This is a genomic window from Halomonas sp. (genome assembly GCF_034520545.1).
Classification (GTDB): domain Bacteria; phylum Pseudomonadota; class Gammaproteobacteria; order Pseudomonadales; family Halomonadaceae; genus Halomonas.
This window is the reverse complement of the sequence record NZ_JAXHNN010000008.1, coordinates 23,924-46,258: the sequence shown is the minus strand read 5'-3', so window position 1 is coordinate 46,258 and position 22,335 is coordinate 23,924. Positions and strand designations below refer to the sequence as shown.

At 64.4% G+C, this 22,335-nt stretch carries 18 protein-coding genes; 10 read left to right on the top strand and 8 right to left on the bottom strand.

The window, feature by feature from the left end; translation table 11 throughout:
- The first annotated feature begins 182 nt into the window (after positions 1-182).
- The 7 genes from vapB to U5L98_RS04825 all read left to right on the top strand — a co-directional run bounded on the left by vapB (position 183) and on the right by U5L98_RS04825 (position 9,087).
- A complete protein-coding gene (gene vapB / locus U5L98_RS04855; RefSeq protein ID WP_322557217.1) occupies positions 183-416 on the top strand; it encodes a type II toxin-antitoxin system VapB family antitoxin in 234 nt (77 codons plus the stop codon).
- Positions 416-817, top strand: a complete 402-nt coding sequence (gene vapC / locus U5L98_RS04850) for a type II toxin-antitoxin system tRNA(fMet)-specific endonuclease VapC (protein ID WP_322557216.1) — start codon at positions 416-418, stop codon at positions 815-817. Before vapB ends, vapC begins: the two co-directional genes overlap by 1 nt.
- 283 nt (positions 818-1,100) lie before the next feature.
- Positions 1,101-2,318 (top strand): O-antigen ligase family protein, encoded by a 1,218-nt coding sequence (locus tag U5L98_RS04845; RefSeq protein ID WP_322557215.1) that lies wholly within the window; start codon positions 1,101-1,103, stop codon positions 2,316-2,318.
- Positions 2,319-2,361: 43 nt separating this feature from the next.
- Positions 2,362-3,528, top strand: coding sequence for a nucleotide sugar dehydrogenase (locus tag U5L98_RS04840; RefSeq protein WP_322557214.1), 1,167 nt, complete (start codon positions 2,362-2,364; stop codon positions 3,526-3,528).
- 224 nt (positions 3,529-3,752) lie between these two features.
- A complete protein-coding gene (locus U5L98_RS04835) occupies positions 3,753-5,738 on the top strand; it encodes a nucleoside-diphosphate sugar epimerase/dehydratase (protein ID WP_322557213.1) in 1,986 nt (661 codons plus the stop codon).
- Between the two features lie 628 nt (positions 5,739-6,366).
- Entirely contained in the window at positions 6,367-7,653 is a 1,287-nt protein-coding gene (ltrA, locus tag U5L98_RS04830; RefSeq protein WP_322557212.1) for a group II intron reverse transcriptase/maturase, read from the top strand.
- Positions 7,654-8,358: 705 nt separating this feature from the next.
- Complete coding sequence (locus U5L98_RS04825; RefSeq protein ID WP_322557211.1) at positions 8,359-9,087, top strand: reverse transcriptase domain-containing protein; 729 nt, start codon at positions 8,359-8,361, stop codon at positions 9,085-9,087.
- Between the two features lie 50 nt (positions 9,088-9,137).
- Here U5L98_RS04825 and istB read toward each other — a convergent pair whose 3' ends face one another.
- Entirely contained in the window at positions 9,138-9,893 is a 756-nt protein-coding gene (gene istB, locus U5L98_RS04820; protein WP_322557210.1) for an IS21-like element helper ATPase IstB, read from the bottom strand.
- Positions 9,894-9,909: 16 nt separating this feature from the next.
- Positions 9,910-11,448, bottom strand: coding sequence for an IS21 family transposase (istA, locus tag U5L98_RS04815; RefSeq protein WP_322557209.1), 1,539 nt, complete (start codon positions 11,446-11,448; stop codon positions 9,910-9,912).
- Positions 11,449-11,679: 231 nt separating this feature from the next.
- Here istA and U5L98_RS04810 point away from each other — a divergent pair, with 231 nt between their 5' ends.
- Positions 11,680-12,285, top strand: coding sequence for a reverse transcriptase domain-containing protein (locus U5L98_RS04810; RefSeq protein WP_322557208.1), 606 nt, complete (start codon positions 11,680-11,682; stop codon positions 12,283-12,285).
- 72 nt (positions 12,286-12,357) lie between these two features.
- On the opposite strand, the gene U5L98_RS04805 is transcribed toward U5L98_RS04810, so the two are convergent.
- The gene (locus U5L98_RS04805; RefSeq protein ID WP_322557207.1) at positions 12,358-13,008 is read right to left on the bottom strand and encodes a transposase; all 651 of its coding nucleotides are present in this window, start codon (positions 13,006-13,008) and stop codon (positions 12,358-12,360) included.
- A 124-nt stretch (positions 13,009-13,132) separates the two neighbouring features.
- Between U5L98_RS04805 and U5L98_RS04800 the strand changes: the two genes are divergently transcribed.
- Positions 13,133-16,651, top strand: coding sequence for a DEAD/DEAH box helicase (locus U5L98_RS04800; protein ID WP_322557206.1), 3,519 nt, complete (start codon positions 13,133-13,135; stop codon positions 16,649-16,651).
- A gap of 85 nt (positions 16,652-16,736) precedes the next feature.
- The gene (locus U5L98_RS04795; RefSeq protein ID WP_322557205.1) at positions 16,737-17,840 is read left to right on the top strand and encodes a DUF4236 domain-containing protein; all 1,104 of its coding nucleotides are present in this window, start codon (positions 16,737-16,739) and stop codon (positions 17,838-17,840) included.
- A gap of 45 nt (positions 17,841-17,885) precedes the next feature.
- On the opposite strand, the gene U5L98_RS04790 is transcribed toward U5L98_RS04795, so the two are convergent.
- The 5 genes from U5L98_RS04790 to thiO form a co-directional block, all read right to left on the bottom strand.
- Positions 17,886-18,935, bottom strand: coding sequence for a proline racemase family protein (locus U5L98_RS04790; protein WP_322557204.1), 1,050 nt, complete (start codon positions 18,933-18,935; stop codon positions 17,886-17,888).
- Positions 18,935-20,065: a zinc-binding dehydrogenase gene (locus U5L98_RS04785; RefSeq protein ID WP_322557243.1), complete on the bottom strand. Its 1,131-nt coding sequence runs from the start codon at positions 20,063-20,065 to the stop codon at positions 18,935-18,937. Before U5L98_RS04785 ends, U5L98_RS04790 begins: the two co-directional genes overlap by 1 nt.
- A gap of 144 nt (positions 20,066-20,209) precedes the next feature.
- Positions 20,210-21,013 carry a thiazole synthase gene (locus U5L98_RS04780; RefSeq protein WP_322557203.1) on the bottom strand — a complete coding sequence of 268 codons (804 nt, stop codon included), beginning with the start codon at positions 21,011-21,013 and terminating at the stop codon, positions 20,210-20,212.
- On the bottom strand, positions 21,013-21,222 hold the full coding sequence (thiS, locus tag U5L98_RS04775; RefSeq protein WP_322557202.1) for a sulfur carrier protein ThiS: 210 nt from the start codon (positions 21,220-21,222) through the stop codon (positions 21,013-21,015). The genes U5L98_RS04780 and thiS overlap by 1 nt, the downstream gene beginning before the upstream one ends.
- Positions 21,219-22,316: a glycine oxidase ThiO gene (thiO, locus tag U5L98_RS04770; protein WP_322557201.1), complete on the bottom strand. Its 1,098-nt coding sequence runs from the start codon at positions 22,314-22,316 to the stop codon at positions 21,219-21,221. The genes thiS and thiO overlap by 4 nt, the downstream gene beginning before the upstream one ends.
- Positions 22,317-22,335 lie beyond the last annotated feature (19 nt).

Sequence of the window (22,335 nt, the reverse complement as noted above, 5' to 3'; positions counted from 1 at the left end):
CGTGGCCGGCCAGCTGATCAAGCAGATGATCAAGCGGCGCCTCCAGGTGGAGGGCGAATACGGCATTTGCACCGTCGCTTGGCCCGGGTCTGGTCCCTACGACGCCATGCATTGGAGCGTTGCGCTTTCTTCCATCCATGCGATATACTTTGCCTATCTAGCTAATGGCTGTGGAGGTTGTCATGCACACAGGTACTGTCTTTGAAAACAATCGCACCCAGGCTGTGCGGTTACCGGTGGATGTGCGTTTTTCCGATGACGTCAAGAAGGTACTGGTGCGCAAGCGGGGCAAGGAGCGCATTTTGGCGCCGATTGATCATGCCTGGGATAGTTTCTTTCTGGCTGAAGATGGGGTTACAGATGATTTTCTGCCCGAGCGCGCGAGCCAGGAGCAGCCTGAGCGCGAGGCGTTTTGATGCTCAAGTACATGCTCGATACCAATATCGCCATTTACGTCATCAAGCGCCGCCCCCTTGAGGTGTTGGACACTTTCAACCGCTATGCGGACATGATGTGTGTCAGTAGCATTACCGAAGCCGAGCTGCTGCACGGGGCAGAAAAGAGCCAGCGGCGCGAGCATAATCTGTGGCAGGTGGCTGATTTTTTGTCACGTCTTGAGTCGCTACCCTATTCAAGCAAAGCGGCCGGTCACTATGGCGATATTCGTGCTGATCTGGAGCGCAAAGGCACGCCCATTGGCGTGAATGATTTGCATATTGCCGGCCATGCTCGTAGCGAAGGGCTGGTACTGGTCACCAATAACCGACGCGAGTTTGAACGTGTCGACGGGCTGCGGCTGGAAAACTGGATTGATTAGAGTCTGACCCATTGGCTGGGTGGCTTCGCATTCACTCCCACCGGGGTCAGACCCTTAAGCAGACTTAGATAAAACCACGTCTAAGTCTATTTAAGGGTCTGACCCTGACGCCTCAATAGGATGGCCATGGATGGGTAGGCAACATCCGAACATCAAGAGCGACTTGCCTGAAGCCTCCTGGCGAACCCCGGCGCCCCTGAAGTGGATCGCCCTGGCGGCGCTGCTTGCCTATGCCGCTCTTCGCTTGCTGTGGTCGGTAGTGGGTGAACCTGCCGGTACCCTGATGGCCCTCCTGGGGCTTGTTGCAGTGCTTCATTGGGCGAGGGGTATCCGGGGAACGGCGCCGCTGTGGCTGCTTTTGATGGCTGTGCTTGTGCAGGTGATCTCCTGGACCGGCGGTTACCTGCATCATCCCGATTGGGTTACGGATTATCCCCAATTAGACCGCCTTGCCAAGCTTTTTCTGTTCATCGGAATTGCCTGGTGGCTGGGCGGCAATACGCGGTTTACCTGGCTGATCTGGGGGCTTGCGGCGCTGGGTGTGATCATGGTGATGCTGCCGCCATTTGCCGACTGGGCGGTGTGGCAGCGGGGTCTCTCTGGACGGCGGGTCAACCTGGCCATCACGAATGCTCAGCATGATGCCATGTTGCTGGGTACGGTGTTGCTTGGCCTGGTAGCCATGTCGAACCGCTTCCTGGGCACCGGGCCGTGGCGTCTTCTGCGGTCGCTCAGCTGGTTGCTGGGGCTCGGGGTCTGCCTCGCTGGGGTACTGGTAACCCAGACACGAGCTGCTTGGCTAGGGCTACTGCTGGCGCTTTGCCTGGGTGGTCTTTGCTGGGTGGTATATGAACGTGTCACCCACCATCCGTGGGCTGCCAGGCGCATGTTCACCGCCATGGGTGGGTTGATCCTGCTGGTGGTGCTGGTCGGAGGTTATTTCCATGAAACTGTTGAGAGGCGGTTGGGGCAAGAACGGCAGGTCATCGCGCAGATCCTCGCCGGCGATCTGGAGCAAGTGCCGGATACCAGCATCGGTGTGCGGATCCACTCCTGGCGAGCCGCGGGGCAATGGATCGCCGAGCGCCCAGTGATCGGTTGGGGCGGGCAAGCACGTGGGTTGGTCATGGACCATACTGAGTGGCTATCCCCCGTCTATAAGGAGCGGTTTGGCCACCTGCATAATAGCTATCTTGAATTGTGGGTCTCTTACGGATTTTTAGGCGTGGGTGTCTTCTTGGCGCTAGCGGCCTGGGTGGCCATGGGCACCTGGAAGGCCTGGCGGGCGGGGGTGATGCCCGGCGACATGGCGCTGTTTGCAGTCTCTTTCTTCGTATTCTGGCTGGCGGTCAACCAGTTCGAGTCCTTCATGGCCTTCGGCAGTGGTATCTATGTGTTCAACATGGTCATGGGGGGCCTGGTGACGCATATCTGGCGCTGGCAGGTGGAGACCGGTCAGCGGGTGTTTTCTGTTTTTCGCCCAACAGGGTCAGACCCTTAAGCGAATTTAAGGGTCTGACCCTGCCTAAACATAAGGAGCTGTTGTGAAAATTGCCATTGCCGGTACCGGCTACGTGGGTCTCTCCAACTCCATGCTGCTGGCCCAGCATAACGAGGTGATAGCCCTGGATATCGTTCCCGAGAGGGTGGCGCTGCTCAGCGACAAGGTCTCGCCCATCGAGGACGCCGAGATCAGTGACTTCCTGGCCAATCGGGGGTTGGACTTCACGGCGACCCTGGACAAGGAGGCCGCCTATCGCGATGCCGATTTCGTGGTGATTGCCACTCCCACCGACTACGACCCGAGCACCCACACCTTCGATACCCGCAGCGTCGAGTCGGTGATCCAGGACGTCATGGCGATCAACCCCGAGGCGGTGATGGTGATCAAGTCCACCGTGCCGGTGGGCTATACCGCGGAGGCCTGCCAGCGCTTCGGTACCGCCAACCTGATCTTCTCGCCGGAGTTCCTGCGCGAGGGCAGGGCGCTCTACGACAACCTGCACCCATCGCGGATCATCGTCGGTGAGCACTCGGCGCGCGGCGAGACCTTTGCCGGGCTGCTCAAGCAGGGCGCGCTGGATGACGAGGTGCCGGTGCTCTTCACCAACAGCACCGAGGCCGAGGCGATCAAGCTGTTTGCCAATACCTATCTCGCCATGCGGGTGGCCTTCTTCAACGAGCTGGACAGCTACGCCGAGACCCACGGCCTGGACAGCCGCCAGATCATTGAAGGGGTGGGGCTCGACCCGCGCATCGGCAAGCACTACAACAACCCTTCGTTCGGCTACGGCGGCTACTGCCTGCCCAAGGACACCAAGCAGCTACTGGCCAACTACCAGGATGTGCCGAGCAATATGATCAAGGCCATCGTGGATGCCAACCGCACTCGCAAGGACTTCATCGCCGAGTCGGTTCTCCGGCGCAAGCCGCGTGTGGTGGGGATCTATCGGCTGATCATGAAGAGCGGTTCCGACAATTTCCGCGCCAGCGCCATGCAGGGCGTGATGAAGCGCATCAAGGCCAAGGGCATCGAGGTGGTGGTCTATGAGCCGGTGCTGGAGGAGGAGACCTTCTACGGCTCACGCGTGATGCACGACTTCGAGGCCTTCAAGGCGCTCTCCGACGTGATCCTCAGCAACCGCATGGCCAGCGAACTCGAGGATGTTCGAGAGAAGGTCTATACGCGGGATCTGTTCGGCAGCGACTAACCGCACAGCCCACCTTTTCCTCCGCCGGGCCGCCGCAAGGCCGCTCGGCGGAGGCCGTCCGGGTGGGCGAACCGCCAAGGTCTGGCTGCACGCGTAAGAGATCGCTTACAGGCTGTGTGCGTCAATGCCTACACGGGAAGCCCCGAGAATTCTGAACCCACCCGTCACGCGCTGGTACAATGCCGAATGTTTCGATCATTTTTTCGCCTAAAGGCTCGCCTGCAATGATGCGCCTCCTTCATCCGCTGTTCCGCTTGCCGCGTGGCCAGAAGCGGATGATTCAACTGGCCGTGGATTGCCTGTTGATCACCCTGAGCTTTTTGCTGGCGATGCTGCTGCGTCTGGATAGCCTGGCGTTCCTGAGTCAGCCGCGTGTGTGGTGGGTTCTCCCGGTGGTGATTCCGGTGAGCCTGGCCATTTTCATTCGACTTGGCTTCTATCGGGCGGTGATCCGCTACATGAGCCTGAAGGCGGTCAAGGCCGTGGCAGTCGGGGTGGCGGGGTCGGCCTTCGCCCTGATGGTGGTCAACGCCGTGTTTCAGCTGCCGGTGCCGCGTTCGGTGCCGTTCATCTATGCCATGCTGGCGCTGCTGACCGTGGGCGGCGTGCGCTTCGCGTTGCGCGGGCTCTATCTGCGCAACCAGCTGCGCTACAAGACCCGGGTGGTGGTGTATGGCGCCGGTGCCGCCGGGCGGCAACTGGTTCAGTCGCTGCGCCATGGCGGTGAATACGAGCCCATTGGCTTCGTGGATGACAATCCCGGCTTCGAGGGGCAGTTCATCCAGGGGATGAAGGTCTATGCGCCCGGCGAGATCGAACGGCTCATCCACGACTACGGGGTAAAGAAGATACTGCTTGCGCTGCCCAGCGCCTCTCGGAACCGCCGTCGGGAGATTCTCAAGCAGCTGGAGCCGCTGGATGTGCCGGTGCAGTCGATCCCCGGCATGGCCGATGTGGTAGCGGGCAGGGCCCAGATCAGCGAGCTTCGCGATGTGGCAGTGGAAGACCTGCTGGGGCGTGATCCTGTGCCGCCGGATGCCTCGCTGATGGGCGCCAACATTTCGGGCAAGGTGGTGATGGTAACCGGCGCGGGTGGCTCCATCGGCAGCGAACTGTGTCGTCAGATCCTGCGCCAGCATCCGGCGAGCCTATTACTGCTCGAGCTCTCCGAGTTCAGCCTGTATCGCATTGAAAGGGAGCTGCTGCAGATTGCCCACGACGAGGGTATCGAGGCGCCTGTCCATGCACTGCTGGGCTCGGTACAGCATCGCCAGCGCATTGAGACCCTGATGAGCACCTTCCGCGTGCAGACGGTCTATCACGCGGCCGCCTACAAGCATGTGCCGATGGTGGAGCAGAATGTGGTAGAGGGCCTGCGCAACAACGTGATGGGGACCATGGAAACCGCGCGTGCCGCGGTGCAGGCCGGGGTGGAGGACTTCGTGCTGGTCTCCACCGACAAGGCCGTGCGGCCCACCAACGTGATGGGCGCGAGCAAGCGCCTGGCCGAGCTGGTGTGCCAGGGGCTGGCCAAGACGCATGGGGGCACGCGGTTCAGCATGGTGCGCTTCGGCAATGTGCTGGGGTCCAGCGGCTCGGTGGTGCCGCTGTTCCGTCGCCAGATCGCCGCGGGCGGGCCGGTCACCGTGACCCATCCGGAGATCACCCGCTACTTCATGACCATTCCCGAGGCCGCCCAGCTGGTGATCCAGGCCGGCGCCATGGCGCGCGGGGGCGATGTCTTCGTGCTCGACATGGGCGAGCCGGTGAAGATCGCCGAGCTGGCCGGCCAGCTGATCCGTCTCTCCGGGCTGGAGCCCCGTTATCTCGTCAACGACGAGGCCGAGACCGGCGAGACTGGCGATATCGACATCTGTTTCACCGGCCTGCGCCCCGGCGAGAAGCTCTACGAAGAGCTGCTGATCGGCGACAACGTGCAGCCTACCCGCCATCCACGCATCATGACCGCCAATGAAATCACGCTCAGCTGGTTTGAAGTGGAAAGGCTGACCGATGCCCTGTTTACCGCCTGCCTCGCCTTCGATGCCCCCCGCATCCGCGAACTGCTGCAACAGGCGCCGCTGGGCTACCAGCCGCAGAGTGCGCTTGTCGATCGGGTATGGGTCGAGCAGGAAGCTGCCTTGGACTATTCCCCGGTGGAAGCACCCGTGGAGCTGGACCCTCTCCCGCGGGGTCAGACCCTTAAGTAGATTTAAGGTGCGCCAGGAAAAGCCTGGTCACCCGGGAAGCTACCGAAGCAAGTAGCTGAAAGGGTGAAATGAAGCCCAGTGGGTGAAAGTCCCACCCGGCCAAGGCTAGCCACCAGCCGGTAGCGAGTGTTGCGTGGTGTCGGGTAACCGCCACTGCGAAGCGTACACAGCGAGTGAGCAGGCCGTGTGATAGAGCCCCGAAATATCCGAATGTGGCTGCCGACATTTTCTTAATGATGGAAGGCGATACGTCTCCGCTCTACATGGCTTGGCGGAAACGGGCCACCGGGGTCCAAGAGCAGGGCATGCTCATACAGGGGTTTCCCAGGAACCTGGGAGGCCCGTCCTTCTCCCCCAACGCGTATGGATCAGGCGTGGAGTTGCCTGTCCCGAAAGCTCCCGGTCCGGTGCTGCTGTGCCTGGTGGTGCCGGAAGCGAACGTCAGGCACTCAGGGGGTACGGCCAGGCGACGGTAAGGAGCCAGTCGGATGGAAGGGCGGGAGTCGGAGTCGCTCATAGTACTGAGGATGGTGGGGAACCGGCTCGACGGGACCCATCGGAGGGAAGGGGCGGCCAATCTTCAGAACTGCACGAGGGCAACATGACAGGTGCACAGGAACCTGAGGTCATGTCCACGAAACAAGTGCGGATAGCAGCGCTGGCAGAGCGCTTCCCGCAGCGTGCCTTCACGTCACTGGCGCATTATATCGATGCACAGTGGTTGAAGACGGCTTACCTGATGACGCGTCGAGATGGCGCTGTCGGGATCGATGGCCAGACGGCGGATGACTTCGCGCACGACTTCGAGGCTAACATCCAGCGTCTGCTGGAGGAGGCCAAGAGCGGTCGCTACCGGGCACCGCCGGTACGGCGTGTCCATATCCCCAAGGGAGATGGGCGCACCACACGGCCGATCGGCATTCCCACCTTCGAGGATAAGGTCCTGCAGCGTGCTGTAGTGGCCCTGCTGGAACCGCTCTACGAGCACGACTTTCTGGATAGCTCGTACGGTTTCCGGCCGGGGCGCTCGGCGCACCAGGCGATCGAGACGGTGAGGAACGGTTTGATGTCGATGGGGGGTGGCTGGGTCATTGACCTGGACATCCAAGCCTTCTTCGACACGATCGACCATCAGCACCTGCGTGAGTTTCTGCAGCAACGAGTGAAGGACGGTGTCATCCTGCGCCTGATCGGCAAGTGGCTCAAGGCTGGGGTATTGGAGGCCGGGCAGTGGCAGAAAGGTGAGGTAGGAAGCCCACAAGGCGGGGTTATTTCCCCTTTGTTGGCGAACGTTTACCTGCACTATGTGTTGGACGAGTGGTTTGAGAAAGACGTTAAACCACGCTTGCGTGGACGCGCGTTCGAGGTAAGATTCGCCGACGACGCCGTGCTCGCATTCAGCAATGAAGCCGATGCCCGTAAGGTGCTGGAGGTACTGCCCAAGCGCTTCGAGCGCTTCGGCCTTACCCTACACCCCACCAAGACCCAGCTGGTGCGGTTCCAGCCACACGGTGGGCAGCGCGCTGAGACCTTCGACTTCCTGGGCTTCACCCACTATTGGGGGAAGTCCCGGCGCGGTTACTGGGTTATTAGGCAGAAGACGGCCAAGGACCGATTCAAGCGAGCCCTGAGGCACCTCTCAGTCTGGTGTCGGGCGAATCGGCACCTGCCTCTTCTTGTCCAACACCGCCGCCTATGTCGAAAGGTCAAAGGGCATTTCGCTTACTACGGCATCACTGGCAACTATGATGCTCTGAAAGCGCTTGTGTACCAGGCGCAGCGGATCTGGGTCAAATGGCTGAGGCGTCGTTCCCAGAGGGGGTACTTCTCGTGGGATAAAGCCAACCAGCTGCTCAGGCGCCTACCGCTACCCAGGGCAAGGATTGTGCATCAGCGAACCCTTCAGCGAATCTGATGATTGAAGAGCCGGATGCGTCAATCGCGCACGTCCGGCTCTGTGGGGGGCCGGGTCGAGCAATCGCCCGGTCTACCCGACGTGCGCCAGGAAAAGCCTGGTCACCCGGGAAGCTACCGAAGCAAGTAGCTGAAAGGGTGAAATGAAGCCCAGTGGGTGAAAGTCCCACCCGGCCAAGGCTAGCCACCAGCCGGTAGCGAGTGTTGCGTGGTGTCGGGTAACCGCCACTGCGAAGCGTACACAGCGAGTGAGCAGGCCGTGTGATAGAGCCCCGAAATATCCGAATGTGGCTGCCGACATTTTCTTAATGATGGAAGGCAATACGACTCCGCTCATACATGGCTTGGCGGAAACGGGCCACCGGTGTCGAAGAGCAGGGCATGTTCACACAGGGGTTTCCCAGGAACCTGGGAGGCCCGCTCTTCTCCCCCGAAAGGTGAAAGCGCAGGTGTCGGAGCCACCTGTCCCGAAAGCTCCCGGTCCGGTGCTGTGGTGCCTGACGGTACCGGAAGCGAATCACAGGCACTCAGGGGGTACGGCCAGGCGATCACAAGGAGCCGGCCGGATGGAAGGGCGGGAGTCGGAGTCGCTCATAGTACCGAGGAAGGCGGGGAACCGGCTCGACGGGACCCGTTGGAGGGAAGGGGCGGCCAATCATCAGAACTGCACGAGGGAAACATGACGGGTGCACAGGAACCTGAGGTCATGTCCACGAAACAAGTGCGGATAGCAGCGCTGGCAGAGCGCTTCCCGCAGCGTGCCTTCACGTCACTGGCGCATCATATCGATGCCCAGTGGCTGAAGACGGCCTACCTGATGACGCGCCGAGACGGCGCCGTCGGGATCGATGGCCAGACGGCGGATGACTTCGCAAGCGACTTCGAGGCCAATATCCAGCGGCTGCTGGAGGAGGCCAAGAGCGGTCGCTATCGAGCACCGCCGGTGCGGCGTGTCCATATCCCCAAGGGAGATGGGCGCACCACACGGCCGATCGGCATTCCCACCTTCGAAGACAAGGTCCTGCAGCGTGCCGTGGTGGCCCTGCTGGAACCGCTCTACGAGCACGACTTTCTGGATAGCTCGTACGGTTTCCGGCCGGGGCGCTCGGCGCACCAGGCGATCGAGACGGTGAGGAACGGTTTGATGTCGATGGGGGGTGGCTGGGTCATTGACCTGGACATCCAAGCCTTCTTCGACACGATCGACCATCAGCACCTGCGTGAGTTTCTGCAGCAACGAGTGAAGGACGGTGTCATCCTCCGCCTGATCGGCAAGTGGCTCAAGGCTGGGGTATTGGAGGCCGGGCAGTGGCAGAAAGGTGAGGTAGGAAGCCCACAAGGCGGGGTTATTTCCCCTTTGTTGGCGAACGTTTACCTGCACTATGTGTTGGATGCGTATTCCGGCGAACGTGACCGGTCATTCCGGCGATCGTGACCGATTTGCTCACCGCTCTCTCGCTGGCTCTGGTTTTGTAAGCTGACCGGTCACGATGGGTCAACTGCTTCCGCCCGCGGGGCGGTGTTTTTTCTCATTGATTCTCCTCTGAGTGTCAGGCGGTGGGCGCTGTGCAGCAGCCGGTCCAGGATGGCATCGGCCACCGTCGCCGCGCCGATGTAGTCGTGCCAGTGCTCGATGGGCAGTTGGCTGGCGATCAGTGTCGAGCCCCGGCCGTGGCGGTCCTCGATCACCTCCATCAGGTCCTGGCGCTGCGGGGCGGTCATCTTCTGCATTCCCCAGTCGTCGAGGATCAGCAGGTCGGTCTTCTGCAGCTGCCCCATCAGCCGGGCGTAGGAGCCGTCACCCTGGGCGATGCGCAGCTGCTCGAACAGGCGTGGCACCCGCAGGTAGCGCACCGCGTAGCCTTGCCGGCAGGCCTGGTTGCCCAGCGCACAGGCCAGCCAGGTCTTGCCGCACCCGGTGGGGCCGGTGAGGCACAGGTTGAGGGCTTGGCCGATCCACTCACCGGTAGCCAACGGCGCCATGCGGCCGCGCTCCAGGCCACGGGGGTGGCGGTAGTCGATGTCCTCGACGCAGGCCGTGACGCGCAGCTTGGCGGCCTTCAGCAGGCGGTCGAGGCGGCGGTTGTCACGGTGCAGCACCTCGCGGTCGAGCAGCATGGCCAGACGATCCTCGAACGGCAGGTCGTAGGTGTCCGGCTGGGTGAGCTGGTGGGCCAGGGCATCATGCATGCCGGTCAGCTTGAGGTGGCGCAGGGTGTCGAGCAGGGGCTGGGTCATCATCGGTCGTTTCCTCGGGTCAGTGGTAGTACTCGGCACCGCGCACGTTGGTGTGGGGCGGCAGATCGTCGAGCGCCTCAGGGAGCGTCAGCATCGGCTGCTGATCCAGCCCCTGCTTGAGGATCGAGGCGATGCTGGCGTAGCGGGTGGTGGGGATCGCCAGCGCATGGGCACAGGCCTGCTCCAGGCGGACCTTGCCGTAGCGCCGGCTGAGCTGCAGCAGGCCCAGGCAGGCGCGGTAGCCATGCTCGGGATGGGGGCGATCCTGGAGCTGTCGCTGGGTCATTTCCCGCGTGGCGACGCCGATGTCCTTCGCCCACGCCAGGAAGCGGCTCGGCGACCAGTCGCGATGGGCCTGGTGGCGCTTGGGCATGTGCTCGGCCAGGGTCGAGAAGCGCCCCGGCGCGTGGCGCGGGTGCGCCGCCACCTGGTGGCCCTTGTGGAACACCTCCACCATGGCGTGGGTCAGGCGCACCTCCAGCACCTGGCCCACCAGGCTGTGCGGCACGCTGTAGAGGCGCTTGTCGATGTCGAGGTGATAGTCGATGCCGGGCTTGGCCTTGCGCCACTCGGCGTACTCGTAGGGCGTCTCCGGCAGGGGGCGCAGCACCGGCCGGTCGATGGCTTCGAACAGGTCGCGCCGGCTCTCCTCGCGCCCCTGGAAGGGCCGCCGGTTGAGGTCCTCCAGCAGCTCGCGGATGGCCTGGTTCAGCATGGTCAGCGTGAAGAAGGTGTGGTGGCGCAGGCGTGCCAGGATCCAGCGCTCCACCAGCAGCACGCCGGCCTCCGCCTTGGCCTTGTCCTTGGGCTTGTAGGGCCGCGCCGGTAGCACCGCGACCTGGTAGTGCTGCGCCATTTCGGCATAGGTGGTGTTGAGCTGGCTCTCGTAGCGGCACGCCCGCGTCACGGCGCTCTTCAGGTTGTCGGGTACCAACAGCTCGGGGACCCCGCCAAGGAACTGGAAGGCACGCTGGTGGGAGGCGATCCAGTCGGGCAGCGCCTGGCTCCAGGTTGCCTCGGCGTAGGTGTAGCTGGACGCACCCAGCACCGCCACGAACACCTGGGCATTGCGCACCTCGCCGGTGGCCTGGTTGATGATCGGCACGGTCGGGCCGCAGTAGTCGATGAACAGCTTCTCGCCGGCGCGGTGGACCTGGCGCATGCTGCGCCGCTGGCGGTCACGCCAGGCGCGGTAATGATCGCAGAACCGACTGTAGCGATACGCCTTGTCGCCATGGACCTCGACGTACTCCGCCCACAGCAGCTGCAGGGTCACGCCCTTGCGCTTGAGCGCCTGATGGACCTGGAAGTAGTCCGGCGCCGAGAAGCGCACCGGCGGCGTCTGGGCCGGGAACAGCCGCGCTTCCAGCGCCGCTTCGTCGGTGCCATCGGGCAGCGGCCAACTGATCCCGGCGACCTGCGCCAGGCTGACGTACTTGCTGACCACGCCCTTGGAAAGGCCGCAGGCCCGCGCAATCTTCTCGTGGCTGAGGCCGGCGTCGTACTTGAGGCGCAACACCTCGGTGATGGTTCGCATGGGAATCCTCGGTGCTGGCATGTCCCCTCCAGGGGCAAAGGCAAAAGGAGGGGTATGCCGTAAAAGTCCGAATCATTCCAGCGAGTTAGGTGAGATTCCGGGAACGTGACCGATGATTCCGGGATCGTGACCGCGGATTCCGGGAAAGCGGCCGAAATCGGTCACGATGAAACGGAATGGCCGGTCACGTTGGTCCGGAATGGTCGGTCACGATAGATCGGAACGGGCGGTCACGATGGCGCGGAATACGCATTGGACGAGTGGTTTGAGAAAGACGTTAAACCACGCTTGCGTGGACGCGCGTTCGAGGTAAGATTCGCCGACGACGCCGTGCTCGCATTCAGCAATGAAGCCGATGCCCGTAAGGTGCTGGAGGTACTGCCCAAGCGCTTCGAGCGCTTCGGCCTTACCCTACACCCCACCAAGACCCAGCTGGTGCGGTTCCAGCCACACGGTGGGCAGCGCGCTGAGACCTTCGACTTCCTGGGCTTCACCCACTATTGGGGGAAGTCCCGGCGCGGTTACTGGGTTATTAGGCAGAAGACGGCCAAGGACCGATTCAAGCGAGCCCTGAGGCACCTCTCAGTCTGGTGTCGGGCGAATCGGCACCTGCCTCTTCTTGTCCAACACCGCCGCCTATGTCGAAAGGTCAAAGGGCATTTCGCTTACTACGGCATCACTGGCAACTATGATGCTCTGAAAGCGCTTGTGTACCAGGCGCAGCGGATCTGGGTCAAATGGCTGAGGCGTCGTTCCCAGAGGGGGTACTTCTCGTGGGATAAAGCCAACCAGCTGCTCAGGCGCCTACCGCTACCCAGGGCAAGGATTGTGCATCAGCGAACCCTTCAGCGAATCTGATGATTGAAGAGCCGGATGCGTCAATCGCGCACGTCCGGCTCTGTGGGGGGCCGGGTCGAGCAATCGCCCGGTCTACCCGACGGTCTGACCCTGAAGCCGCTCACGCCACGCTTCGCTGCCGAAGGGGTGGCCACGGCGAGTCTGCTGGCGAATATCCTCTAGGGTGGCGTCGGGTAGAGGAGCGTCGAACAGCTGGCGGTAGTGATGCTGACGCCGTTGGGGATCGCTGGCGCTGTCCAGGTAGAGCGTATGCGGGGTGATGATGGGGTCGTGGGCGCCCAGGGCGTTGGTTTGATAGCTCGACCATAGGTAGTCGCCCGGTTGTTCGACCATGCCGGCGCGCACCGGGTTGAGCTCGATATAGCGGTAGCAGGCGAAGAGGTAGGGCTCCTCGCCGATAAGACAGGAGTAGTAGCGGCCCTCGAAGAGGCCACCTGTACGCTCGTGGCGGTTGTTGAAGTATTGCGCATAGCGCTGGCCGAGGCTTTTCATCATGTAGCTGATGCCTTGCGGATCATCGCAGGGCGTGGCCAGCAGGTGCACGTGGTTGGTCATCAGCACATAAGCGTGCACATCGACCCGATACTCCTGGCGTGCTTCGTCGAGAAACTCGAGGTAGCGCCGGGCATCGCCGCGATAGAGAAAGCAGGCGCTGCGGTTGTTACCGCGCTGCACCAGATGGAGAGGCGTATTCGGCAGAAGAATGCGTGCTGGACGGACCATGGCCACCTCTATGCCGTTCCGGACTGTGGCTTGAAACCCTTATAATTGTAGCGCGCTTTCTGTCCCGCGGGGTCAGACCCTTAATTTAGCTTAAGGGTCTGACCCTGGTTAATGAGGAGCCTCCGTGTCCGATCCTCGCCTTGCCGACCACGCCAAAACGATGTTTGTCGCTCTCCATCAGATCGACTGGCAGAGCTTTTTCGATTCGGGTTCCCTGGAGCGCGGCAGGCGCTATGCCAGGCAGGGACGTGTGCTGGATGGCGTTGGCCTGGAGCTCGATGACGATTTGATCGTGCTGACGGCGGAGGTCATGGGAAGCCGGAAGCAGGCCTATCATGTCGAAGTGTCGCTATACGCCGATGGCGCCGATGACGAGCTCTTCACCGACTGCAGTTGCCCGGTCGGCGTCGGCTGCAAGCACGCGGTGGCGCTGATCCAGACATTCCTCGACGAGCTGGGTGTGGGGTCGGCAGCTGTGGCTGACGAAATATCGTCGCCATCTGCGTTGCCCGGGTCGGGTAGGGGCACCGAGGATAATGAAAAACTGGTGCGTAGCTGGGAGGCCTGGCTGGCGCAGTTGGAGAAACCTCCAGGCCCTGTGTCGGCAGATGAGCGTATTGGCGAAGCGCATCGCCTGGGACTCTTCCTGGATACCACCACCCGTTACGGCATCGAGCCGGTGCTCAAGGTATTGCCGGTGTGGCTGCGCCCCTCGCGTCAAAGCAAGCGCGCCGGTGGCTGGGTGTCACCACGGGTGATCGAGACGCGCGGTTCGGGTGAGCTGGTGCCAGCGCCCGAGGCCGGCTGGAACCCCGAGCAGGAAGAGGCGCTCGACCTGTTGCTGCACGGTGAAGTCGATAGCCTGTGGGGGAGTGATCATCGCCGGTGGGCGCTGGTATCCCATGCCTTCCAGGCGCGCGCGCTCTGGTCGCTGCTGGAAAGCGACACGCCGCCGCTGCTGTTCCTGCGCAAGCAGACGGGCCAGCAACTCGAGCCGGGACCCCGCTGCCGGCTGGCACCGAGCTGGCAACCCGATGCTCAAGGCGTGCAGCACTTGCAGGCCGATACCGATCCGGAGGGGTTGCTTTCGGCGGAAGCGATCATGGCCAAGGCGGGCCGCGGGCTCTGCTATCTCGATCCCGGGCATGCCCGTTTCGGGCGTATGGAGGGCGACCCCGACCTGCTGGTGAGGCTGCGCCGATCGCCGCCCTTGCCGCCCGAGATGAGCGACTGGCTGAATGATCGGCTGCGCAGGACCTCGGCGCTGGCCAGCCAGTTGCCGACGCCGAAGCGGGTCGAGGAGCGTGTTGTGGAGGGCGTTTCTCCGCGCCTCAAGGTCACCATGCGGGTCGCCGAAGGCCAGTTGGGCTTTCGTGATGGCTCGCCCCTGCCGCGCTGGATCCGTGTCGGTGCCGGAGTCGTGAGCTTCGACTATGACGGCATAGAGGTGCCCCCCGAGCCGGGCGATACCGCTCAGGCCTTTCGTGATGGCCAGCGGCTCACCATCAAGCGCGATCCCGAGGCGGAGCTGGCGCTGATTCACGGCCTGCCACCGGGCATGGTGACCCTGGAACGGCTGCAGGAGATCGAGGCGGTGCCGGCCCATCTGGAGCTGCCGCCCTGGTCGCTCTTGCTGCCCATCAGTGGCGAGCCGCCGACCCGTGCCGCCGAGTGGCCGACCCATCTGGCAGGAACCGAAGGCTGGTGGGAAATGATTGCCAGGCTGCGCGAGGCGGGTTGCCTGGTTGAGCTCAGCGAAGCCTTTCCCCCCGAGCCACACTATCTCGAGCCGGAGACGTGGCACGGTGAACTGGAGCCGGCTGGCAACGGCTGGTTCGACCTGGCGCTGGACATCGAGGTGGAGGGTCAGCGCATGAACCTGCTGCCGATCCTTCGTCAGCTGCTCAAGGACCCGGATTTCCCCCTGGAACCGCCGGAAGACGAACCCGAGGAAGCGAGTTGGTCGGTGGCGCTGGATGATCAGCGCCACTTGGTGTTGCCGCTTGCCCGGCTGCGTGCGCTGATGGCGCCGATTCTCGACTGGCTGAGTGACGAGAGCGACCCGGAGGCGGCGCTTCAACTGCCGGTGACCGCCGCCGAGCGAGTGGCACCGCTGGCCGAACACGAGCGTTGGGCGGGGCGAGAGGATGTGGCGTCGCTGGCCCAGCGCCTCAAGGCGCTGCCCGCCAGCTTGCCGGCGCCTCAGGGTTTCGTGGGCGAGCTGCGCGATTACCAGGCCCGCGGCCTGGCCTGGCTGCGCTTTCTCTCCGAGCTCGACACCGGTGGCATTCTGGCTGACGACATGGGCCTGGGCAAGACGGTGCAGGTGCTGGCCCATCTGCTCGATGAGCGTGCCCGTGGCGTGTTGAAAGGGCCGGTGCTGGTAGTGGCGCCGACCAGCTTGGTGGGCAACTGGTGCGCCGAGGCGACACGCTTTGCCCCGGACCTGGAGGTGCTGTCCCTGCAGGGCGGCAAGGCCCAGCGCCAGCGTCAGATCGAGGAGGCGCTGCCCCACGCCGACCTGGTGGTGACCACCTACCCGTTGCTGATTCGCGATGTGGAGCGGCTGCGCGAGATCACGTTCGGTCTGCTGGTGCTCGACGAGGCCCAGGCGATCAAGAACGCCGCCAGTCAGACGGCACGCGCGGTGCGCGAGCTCAATGCCGGGCGGGCGCTGGCGATGACCGGTACCCCCCTGGAAAACCATCTGGGCGAGCTGTGGGCCCAGCTGGATGCGGTGGCGCCGGGTGCGCTGGGCAGCCAGCAGTGGTTCGGCCAGCATTTCCGCACGCCCATCGAGAAGGAGGGCGACGTGGCGCTGAGCCAGCGTCTCTCGCGGCGTATCTCGCCGCTCATGCTGCGCCGTACCAAGCAGCAGGTGTTGGGGGAGCTGCCTGACAAGACCGAGACCCATCGCGAGATCACCCTGACCGGCACCCAGCGCGAGCTCTACGAGAGCCTGCGCCTGGCTCAGCATCAGCGGGTACAGCAGGCCATCGCCGAGCGCGGCCTGGCCGGTTCCGGCATCGTGATGCTCGATGCGCTGCTCAAGCTGCGCCAGGTCTGCTGTGATCCGCGGCTGGTCAAGCTGGACAGCGCCAAGCAGGTGCGACGCTCGGCCAAGCTGGAGCAACTGCGCGAGCTGCTGCCGCCGCTGATCGAGGAGGGGCGGCGCATCCTGGTGTTCTCGCAGTTCACCGAGATGCTCGGCCTGATCGGCAAGGCCCTGGAGCGCGATGGCATTCCCTACACCACGCTCACCGGCGACACCCCGGGCAAGACCCGCACCCAGCGGGTGGCGCTGTTCCAGCAGGGGGAGATTCCGGTGTTCCTGATCAGCCTCAAGGCCGGCGGCACGGGCCTCAACCTCACCGCGGCGGATACGGTGATTCACTACGACCCCTGGTGGAACCCTGCGGTGGAGGCTCAGGCCACCGGCCGTGCCCACCGGCTGGGGCAGCAGAACCCGGTGTTCGTCTATAAGCTGGTGTGCGCCGGCACGGTGGAGGAGCGCATCCTCGACCTGCAGGCGCGCAAGGCGGACCTGGCCGCCTCGATCCTTGAAGGCGGCAGCGAGCGCAAAGACGATGGCCCGCTGTTCGACGAGCAGGATCTGGCGCTGCTGTTCGCCCCCGTGGCATAGGGGTGTCTGACTGACATCCGCCGTTACGGAAGACGCAGAGTGCAGTACCCTGTCACTCGGATCCGATCATCAGGGAGAGGCCATCGTGGGGTTTCGCTTCCAGCGTCGCATTCGTCTCGCACCCGGTGTGCGACTCAATACCTGCAAGCTGCGTCCCGGGCTTTCGGTCGGCCCGCCGGGCATTCGCCTGCAGCTGGCAAGCGGTGAGGCGGGCGAAACCCTCCCGGTGCACCTCGATATCGCCGCCAACGGGGAGATTCGCTATCGCCATCCCGATGGCCGTCGGATCCCCGATGCCGAGGCCCGAGTGCTGCGGCGCCATGGGGAGGGGGCGATACGCGCGGCGCTCGAGTCGCACTGTGAGCGACTCAATGCCGAGCTCGACCGGCTTGACCGTCTGCATGAGCAGACGCCATCACCGGCTGCCACCGGCTATCAGCCGCGCAGCTACCCGGTGTCGCCTCCCTCGCCGGTATCCCTGGAGGAGCCCAACTGGTGGCACGCCCTCTGGCCGAGTGCCCGGGAACGGCTCGAGCGGGAGAATCAGCGCCGCGAGGCGTCACATGCCGAGGCCTATCGTGACTGGGAGTGGCAGAAGGCCGAGTTCGATGCCCGCGAGTTCGAGCGACAGCAGCGCGAGGAGGTGGCGGCCTGGGATGACCCTGATGCCATGCAGCAGACACTGGACGAGCGGCTGGACGAGCTCGGCTGGCCACGGGAGACGCTGATCGACTTCGAGCTGAGTGACGACCTGCGCACCATGGCCCTGGACATCGATCTGCCGGGCGAGGAGGAGCTGCCCGACCGTTACTGGACCATGCCGGCCAAGCGGCTCAAGCTCTCGCCTCGCAAGCTCGGCGCCACGCGACAGCGCGAGCTCTATCGGCGCCACGTGCACGGTGTGGCCTTCCGCGTGTTGGGCACGATCTTCGCCCGGTTGCCGCGAATCGAGCGCGTCCTGGTCGCCGGCTATCGGCAGGTCGAGGACCCGAGCGGCAGCGCTGCCCGGGTTCAGTATCTCTTCAGCGCCAAGGTTTCCCGCGAATCGTGGGAGCGCCTCGACTTCGACCGACTGGCGCGGCTCGATCCCATTGATGCCCTGGCGACCTTTCCACTGCGACGCGAGATGGCCCGGTCCGGCGTCTTCCGCGACATCGTGCCCTTCGAGCTGGACTGGCGCTGGCGCTGAGACTTGCCGGGCGCATTGCCGGGCCTGTCGCCTATCGATCGGCGTTCAGTCCGAATCGGTCTGGCCGGCGCTGAGAATGTGGTGCAGGCCGTCGCACCGGACCATCGGGTCGTCGCAGTTGACCACGATGTCGGAGCGGGCCAGCACGTAGCTCTTGCCGGTGATGGTGTTCTCCACCACCGTATGCGGCCCTTCCTCACGCATGCCGGTGAACTCACCGATGAAGCCGGTCTCGCGCAGCGAGACGGTTTCCAGCCTGTCACCGGGCTGGATGCGTCCTTCGTGGTGCATCAGCGCCAGGCGCGCTGAGGTGCCGGTACCGGTGGTGCTGCGGCAGATCACGCCGGGGTGCACATAGGTGGTCGAGCGCGAGCGATAGAAATGGTCGGCGACCTGCTCGACGGGGCCCATGAAGTGCAGGAAGGGCAACGGGCCCACGTCGCCCAGGGTGTAGTGGGAGAAGCCGCGCTCGGCCTGGATTGCCTCGACGATCTGGTGGGCACACTCGGCCAGGTCGCGCTCCTCCTCCCGCGTTAGATGAAAGCCCAGCTCGGCGGCATCCACCAGAGCGTAGAAGCCGCCGCTGTAGGCGACGCTGTAGGTCACGTCGCCCAGATTGGGCACATGGATGCGGGCGCGGTAGGTATCGATATAGCTGGGCAGGCCCCCGCAGGTAATCGTCTCCACCACCCCGTTCTCGACCAGCGCCTCGATCTGCACCAGGCCTGCCGGCGACTCCAGCTTGAAGCGCTGGCGGCCCTCCTGCTTGGGCACCAGCCCGCTCTCCAGCACCGCGGTGGCGGTGCAGATGGTATTGGAGCCCGAGTAGATCGGATAGCCCATCACCTCCATGATGATGTAGCCCACCTCGGCAGCCGGGTCGGTGGTGGGCACGAGTAGGTCCACCGACATCTCGGGAATGCCGTAGGGCTCCTCCAGCAGCAGCTTGCGCAGGCCATCGGCATCGTCGCGCAGGTAGTGCATCTGGTCCCTGACGGTAGCCCCGGGCAGGGGCTCGATGCCGCCGACCACGATGCGGCTGACATCGCCGCCGGCATGGGTGTCGATCAGTTGCAGGGTCAGTTCCTGGCTCATCAGTGTCCCTCGAGGGCGAAGGGCGCGCCATGCTCGTCCCACTGGCTGTCGGGAACGATCACGATCTTGCCCATGAAATTGCTGTCGCGGCTGACGAAGTAGCGCTCGGCCTGGTGCAGGTCGGAGAGCCTGAAGGCGGCATGCAGCACCGGCTTGAGTTCGCCGGAACGGATCCAGGCGATAAGCTGCTCGGCCTCCTCGCGGGTGCCGTGAGAGACGCCGAAGATCTGCACCTGGTAGAGGTAGATACGTGTCCACAGAATCTCGCTGATGTTGCCGCCGCTGGCCCCGGCGATGGAGAGCCGCGGGTAGCTGCTGCGCGCCTTCATGTCCTGGATCATGGTGTCGATGAAGCAGTCGGTCATCTCGCCGCCGACCAGGTCCATCACCGCATCCATGGGCGCGCCGCCGGTCGCCTCCTGCACCCGCTCGGCGAAGCCCGCCAGGTTGCCACGATCGATCACCGCCTCGGCGCCCAGCGCCTTCAGTGCCGGGGCCTTCTCCTGCTGGCTCACCGCATAGGGCACGGCGCCGACGATACGGCATAGCTGGATCAGCGCCGTGCCCACGCCGCCGCTGGCGCCGCTGACCAGCACCCGCTCGCCGGCCTTCACGCCGGCCGAGGTCATCATATGGTAGGCGGTCTGGTAGGAGCACATGCCCATGGCGGCGAGCTCGGCATCGCTGAGCTCGGGATTGGGCACGTGGTGGAACTGATCCGACGGCACGGCGACATACTCGGCGAAGCCGCCGTCGGCGCCGTGGCCGTAGTAATCCGGGGTCAGATTGATGTCGCGCCGGTCATCGGGATAGAGGTTGAAGTCGAGCAGGCCGCGTTCATCAAGGCGCGAGGCATCGACGCCTTCGCCCACGGCGACCACGCGCCCGGCGATGTCGGCCCCTTGGATGCGCGGGAAGGTCAGGGTGGGCTCGCCGCCCATGGCGAATGACGTCACCTCGCCCTTCTTGACCGGGTAGAGCCCCTCGCGGGCCTTGCGGTCGGTGTTGTTCTTGGCCGTCGCCGTGACCCGCACCAGCACCTCGCCGGGTCCCGGCTGCGGGATCGGCACGTCGTCGTGATAGACCAGCTTGTCGACGTCACCATGCCCGGTCAGCAGCATGGCGGCCATGGTGTCAGGAAGGGTCTGGCTGCTCACTGGAAACCTCCTTTCGTCTTAAAGAGATCAGCTGTTGCAGACGATAGCAGACTTCCTCGCCATCACGTCATCCCACTGCGGGGCAATCTTGGCCACCCGAAGCGAGAGGCGCCGGGGCTACCCACCCTCGCGGTGCCAGAAGGGCTGTCCTACCGTGGGCGTACTGGGGCTGGCGGTCTGGCGCTGCTGCATCAGCCCGGCCAGATGGGCCTTGCGTCCGGCGCGGATGGCCTCGGCGAAGGCCTCGGCCATCAGCGCCGGGCGATGGGCCCGGGCCACGGCGGTGTTGAGCAGCACGCCGTCGAAGCCCATCTCCATGGCCTCCGCGGCCTGGGATGGAGCCCCCAGGCCGGCATCGATGATCAGCGGCACGTCGAGACGCTGGCGCAGGGTCGTGAGGGCGTAGCGATTCATCAGGCCGAGGCCGGTGCCGATGGGCGAGCCCCAGGGCATCAGCGCCTCGCAGCCGGCGTCGCGCAGCCGCTGGCAGAGGATCAGGTCATCGGTGCAGTAGGGCAGCACCTTGAAGCCCTGGCCGATCAGCTCCCGAGTGGCCTCCAGCAGGCCGAAGGGGTCCGGCTGCAGGTTGTAGTCGTCACCGATGACCTCGAGCTTGATCCAGGGCGTGTCGAACAGTTCCCGAGACATCTGGGCGAGGGTGATCGCCTCCCGGGCCGAGCGGCAGCCGGCGGTGTTGGGCAGCAGCCGGCAGCCGCTGTCGCGCAGGATCTGCCAGAAGGCATCACCGTCGCCCGAGGCGGGGTTCTGGCGGCGCAGCCCCAGGGTGACCATCTCGCAACCAGCGGCCTGGATGGACGCCTGCATCACCGTGGGCGAAGAATAGAGGGCAGTGCCGAGCAGGAAGCGGCTGGCGAAGGCCTCGCCGTAGAGCATCAGGGCGTCATCGTGTGCAGCGTTCATCAGCCACCTCCCACCGGGGCCACGATATCGATGCGGTCGTCGTCCTGCAGGATCTGCTCGGCATAGCCTGAGCGGGGCACGAACTCGCCGTTGACCGCTACGGCGACCCGGCGGTCGGCGTAGTGCCAGGCCTGCAGGGCATCCGCCAGCGATGTGCCGGCGGGAAGACGGGCGGGCTCGTCGTTGAGGCGCAGGGTGATCTCGTTCATGCAGCGTTCTCCTGCGGCGGGCGTGCCGCCAGGGTATCAGCAAAGGGCCGGTCGCCGTGGCCGCGGATCTCGGCCAGCAGGTGGCAGACCACGGCGGGTGCCAGCAGGTAGCCGTGTCGGAACAGGCCGTTGGCGGTGATCAGCCCCTTCTGATGGGTGACATGGGGCAGGTTGTCGAGGAAGGCGGGGCGCAGGTTGACGCCCTGCTCCAGGATGCGAGCCTCGGCGAAGGCCGGCGAGAGGGTATAGAGGGCGCTGCCCAGCTCCAGCGAGGACTGCAGCGACATGGGTGAACGATCCTCGCTCTCGATCTGGGTGGCGCCGATGACGAAGCGATGCGCAGGCTTGGGCACCACATAGAGCTGGTAGCGTGGGTGCATCAGCCGTACCGGCCGCGAGAGCTGGATCTCGGCGGTCTGAACATGCAGGGTCTCGCCGCGTACGCCCCGCAGGCTCGGGTGGCGCTGCCGGGCGCCGGTACCCCGACAGTCCACGACCATATCGAAGCGCCGCCGGCCCTCGGCCGTGACCACTTCGCCGGGGAAGGTGTCCACCGGGCAGTGGGCATGACACTCTCCGCCCAGGGCGCGAATCTCGTTCAGCAGGCGAGTGAGCAGGGCACGGTTGTCCAGGTGGGCCTCGTCCGGGAGAAACAGACCCTGGCGGAAGCCGACTGCCAGGTCGGGTTCCAGCCGTTGGACCTCCTGGTCATCGAGGAGCCGGCAAGGTGAGCCGCCGCCCAGTGCGTGATCGAGGTCGCGACGAAACTGGGTAAGCTCCCCCAGGTCCTGGGGATGCGCCACCATCAGGCTGCCGTTGTGCTGCCACAGCGAGGATGCGTCGAGGGCCTCGAGCCAGCGTGGCCACTGGGCCAGGGCGAAGCGGCCCATGTCGTAGACGCAGCGCTCGGAGATCGCCGTCTCGCACAGCGGGGCGACCATGCCGGCTGCGGTCCAGGCGGCGGCTGGCGGGGTATCCAGGTCCCCGGCGTCATAGAGGGTGACGGCGTGGCCGTCGCCGAGCAGCTGCCAGGCGACAAGACGCCCCAGCAGGCCGGCGCCAGCGACGGCGATGTGATCGTTGGAGGGTGTCAAGATATCGGCCATCCAGCAG

Bases quoted from the DNA above. Each gene is read 5' to 3' on its own strand.
- istB (WP_322557210.1), bottom strand. From the start codon at position 9,893: ATGATGACCCAGCCCCTGCTCGACACCCTGCGCCACCTCAAGCTGACC.
- thiS (WP_322557202.1), bottom strand. From the start codon at position 21,222: ATGAACGAGATCACCCTGCGCCTCAACGACGAGCCCGCCCGTCTTCCC.
- U5L98_RS04780 (WP_322557203.1), bottom strand. From the start codon at position 21,013: ATGAACGCTGCACACGATGACGCCCTGATGCTCTACGGCGAGGCCTTC.
- U5L98_RS04785 (WP_322557243.1), bottom strand. From the start codon at position 20,065: ATGGCCGCCATGCTGCTGACCGGGCATGGTGACGTCGACAAGCTGGTC.
- U5L98_RS04825 (WP_322557211.1), top strand. From the start codon at position 8,359: ATGTCCACGAAACAAGTGCGGATAGCAGCGCTGGCAGAGCGCTTCCCG.
- istA (WP_322557209.1), bottom strand. From the start codon at position 11,448: ATGCCAGCACCGAGGATTCCCATGCGAACCATCACCGAGGTGTTGCGC.
- ltrA (WP_322557212.1), top strand. From the start codon at position 6,367: ATGTCCACGAAACAAGTGCGGATAGCAGCGCTGGCAGAGCGCTTCCCG.
- U5L98_RS04790 (WP_322557204.1), bottom strand. From the start codon at position 18,935: ATGAGCCAGGAACTGACCCTGCAACTGATCGACACCCATGCCGGCGGC.
- vapC (WP_322557216.1), top strand. From the start codon at position 416: ATGCTCAAGTACATGCTCGATACCAATATCGCCATTTACGTCATCAAG.
- U5L98_RS04845 (WP_322557215.1), top strand. From the start codon at position 1,101: ATGGCCCTCCTGGGGCTTGTTGCAGTGCTTCATTGGGCGAGGGGTATC.
- U5L98_RS04805 (WP_322557207.1), bottom strand. From the start codon at position 13,008: ATGGTCCGTCCAGCACGCATTCTTCTGCCGAATACGCCTCTCCATCTG.
- vapB (WP_322557217.1), top strand. From the start codon at position 183: ATGCACACAGGTACTGTCTTTGAAAACAATCGCACCCAGGCTGTGCGG.
- U5L98_RS04835 (WP_322557213.1), top strand. From the start codon at position 3,753: ATGATGCGCCTCCTTCATCCGCTGTTCCGCTTGCCGCGTGGCCAGAAG.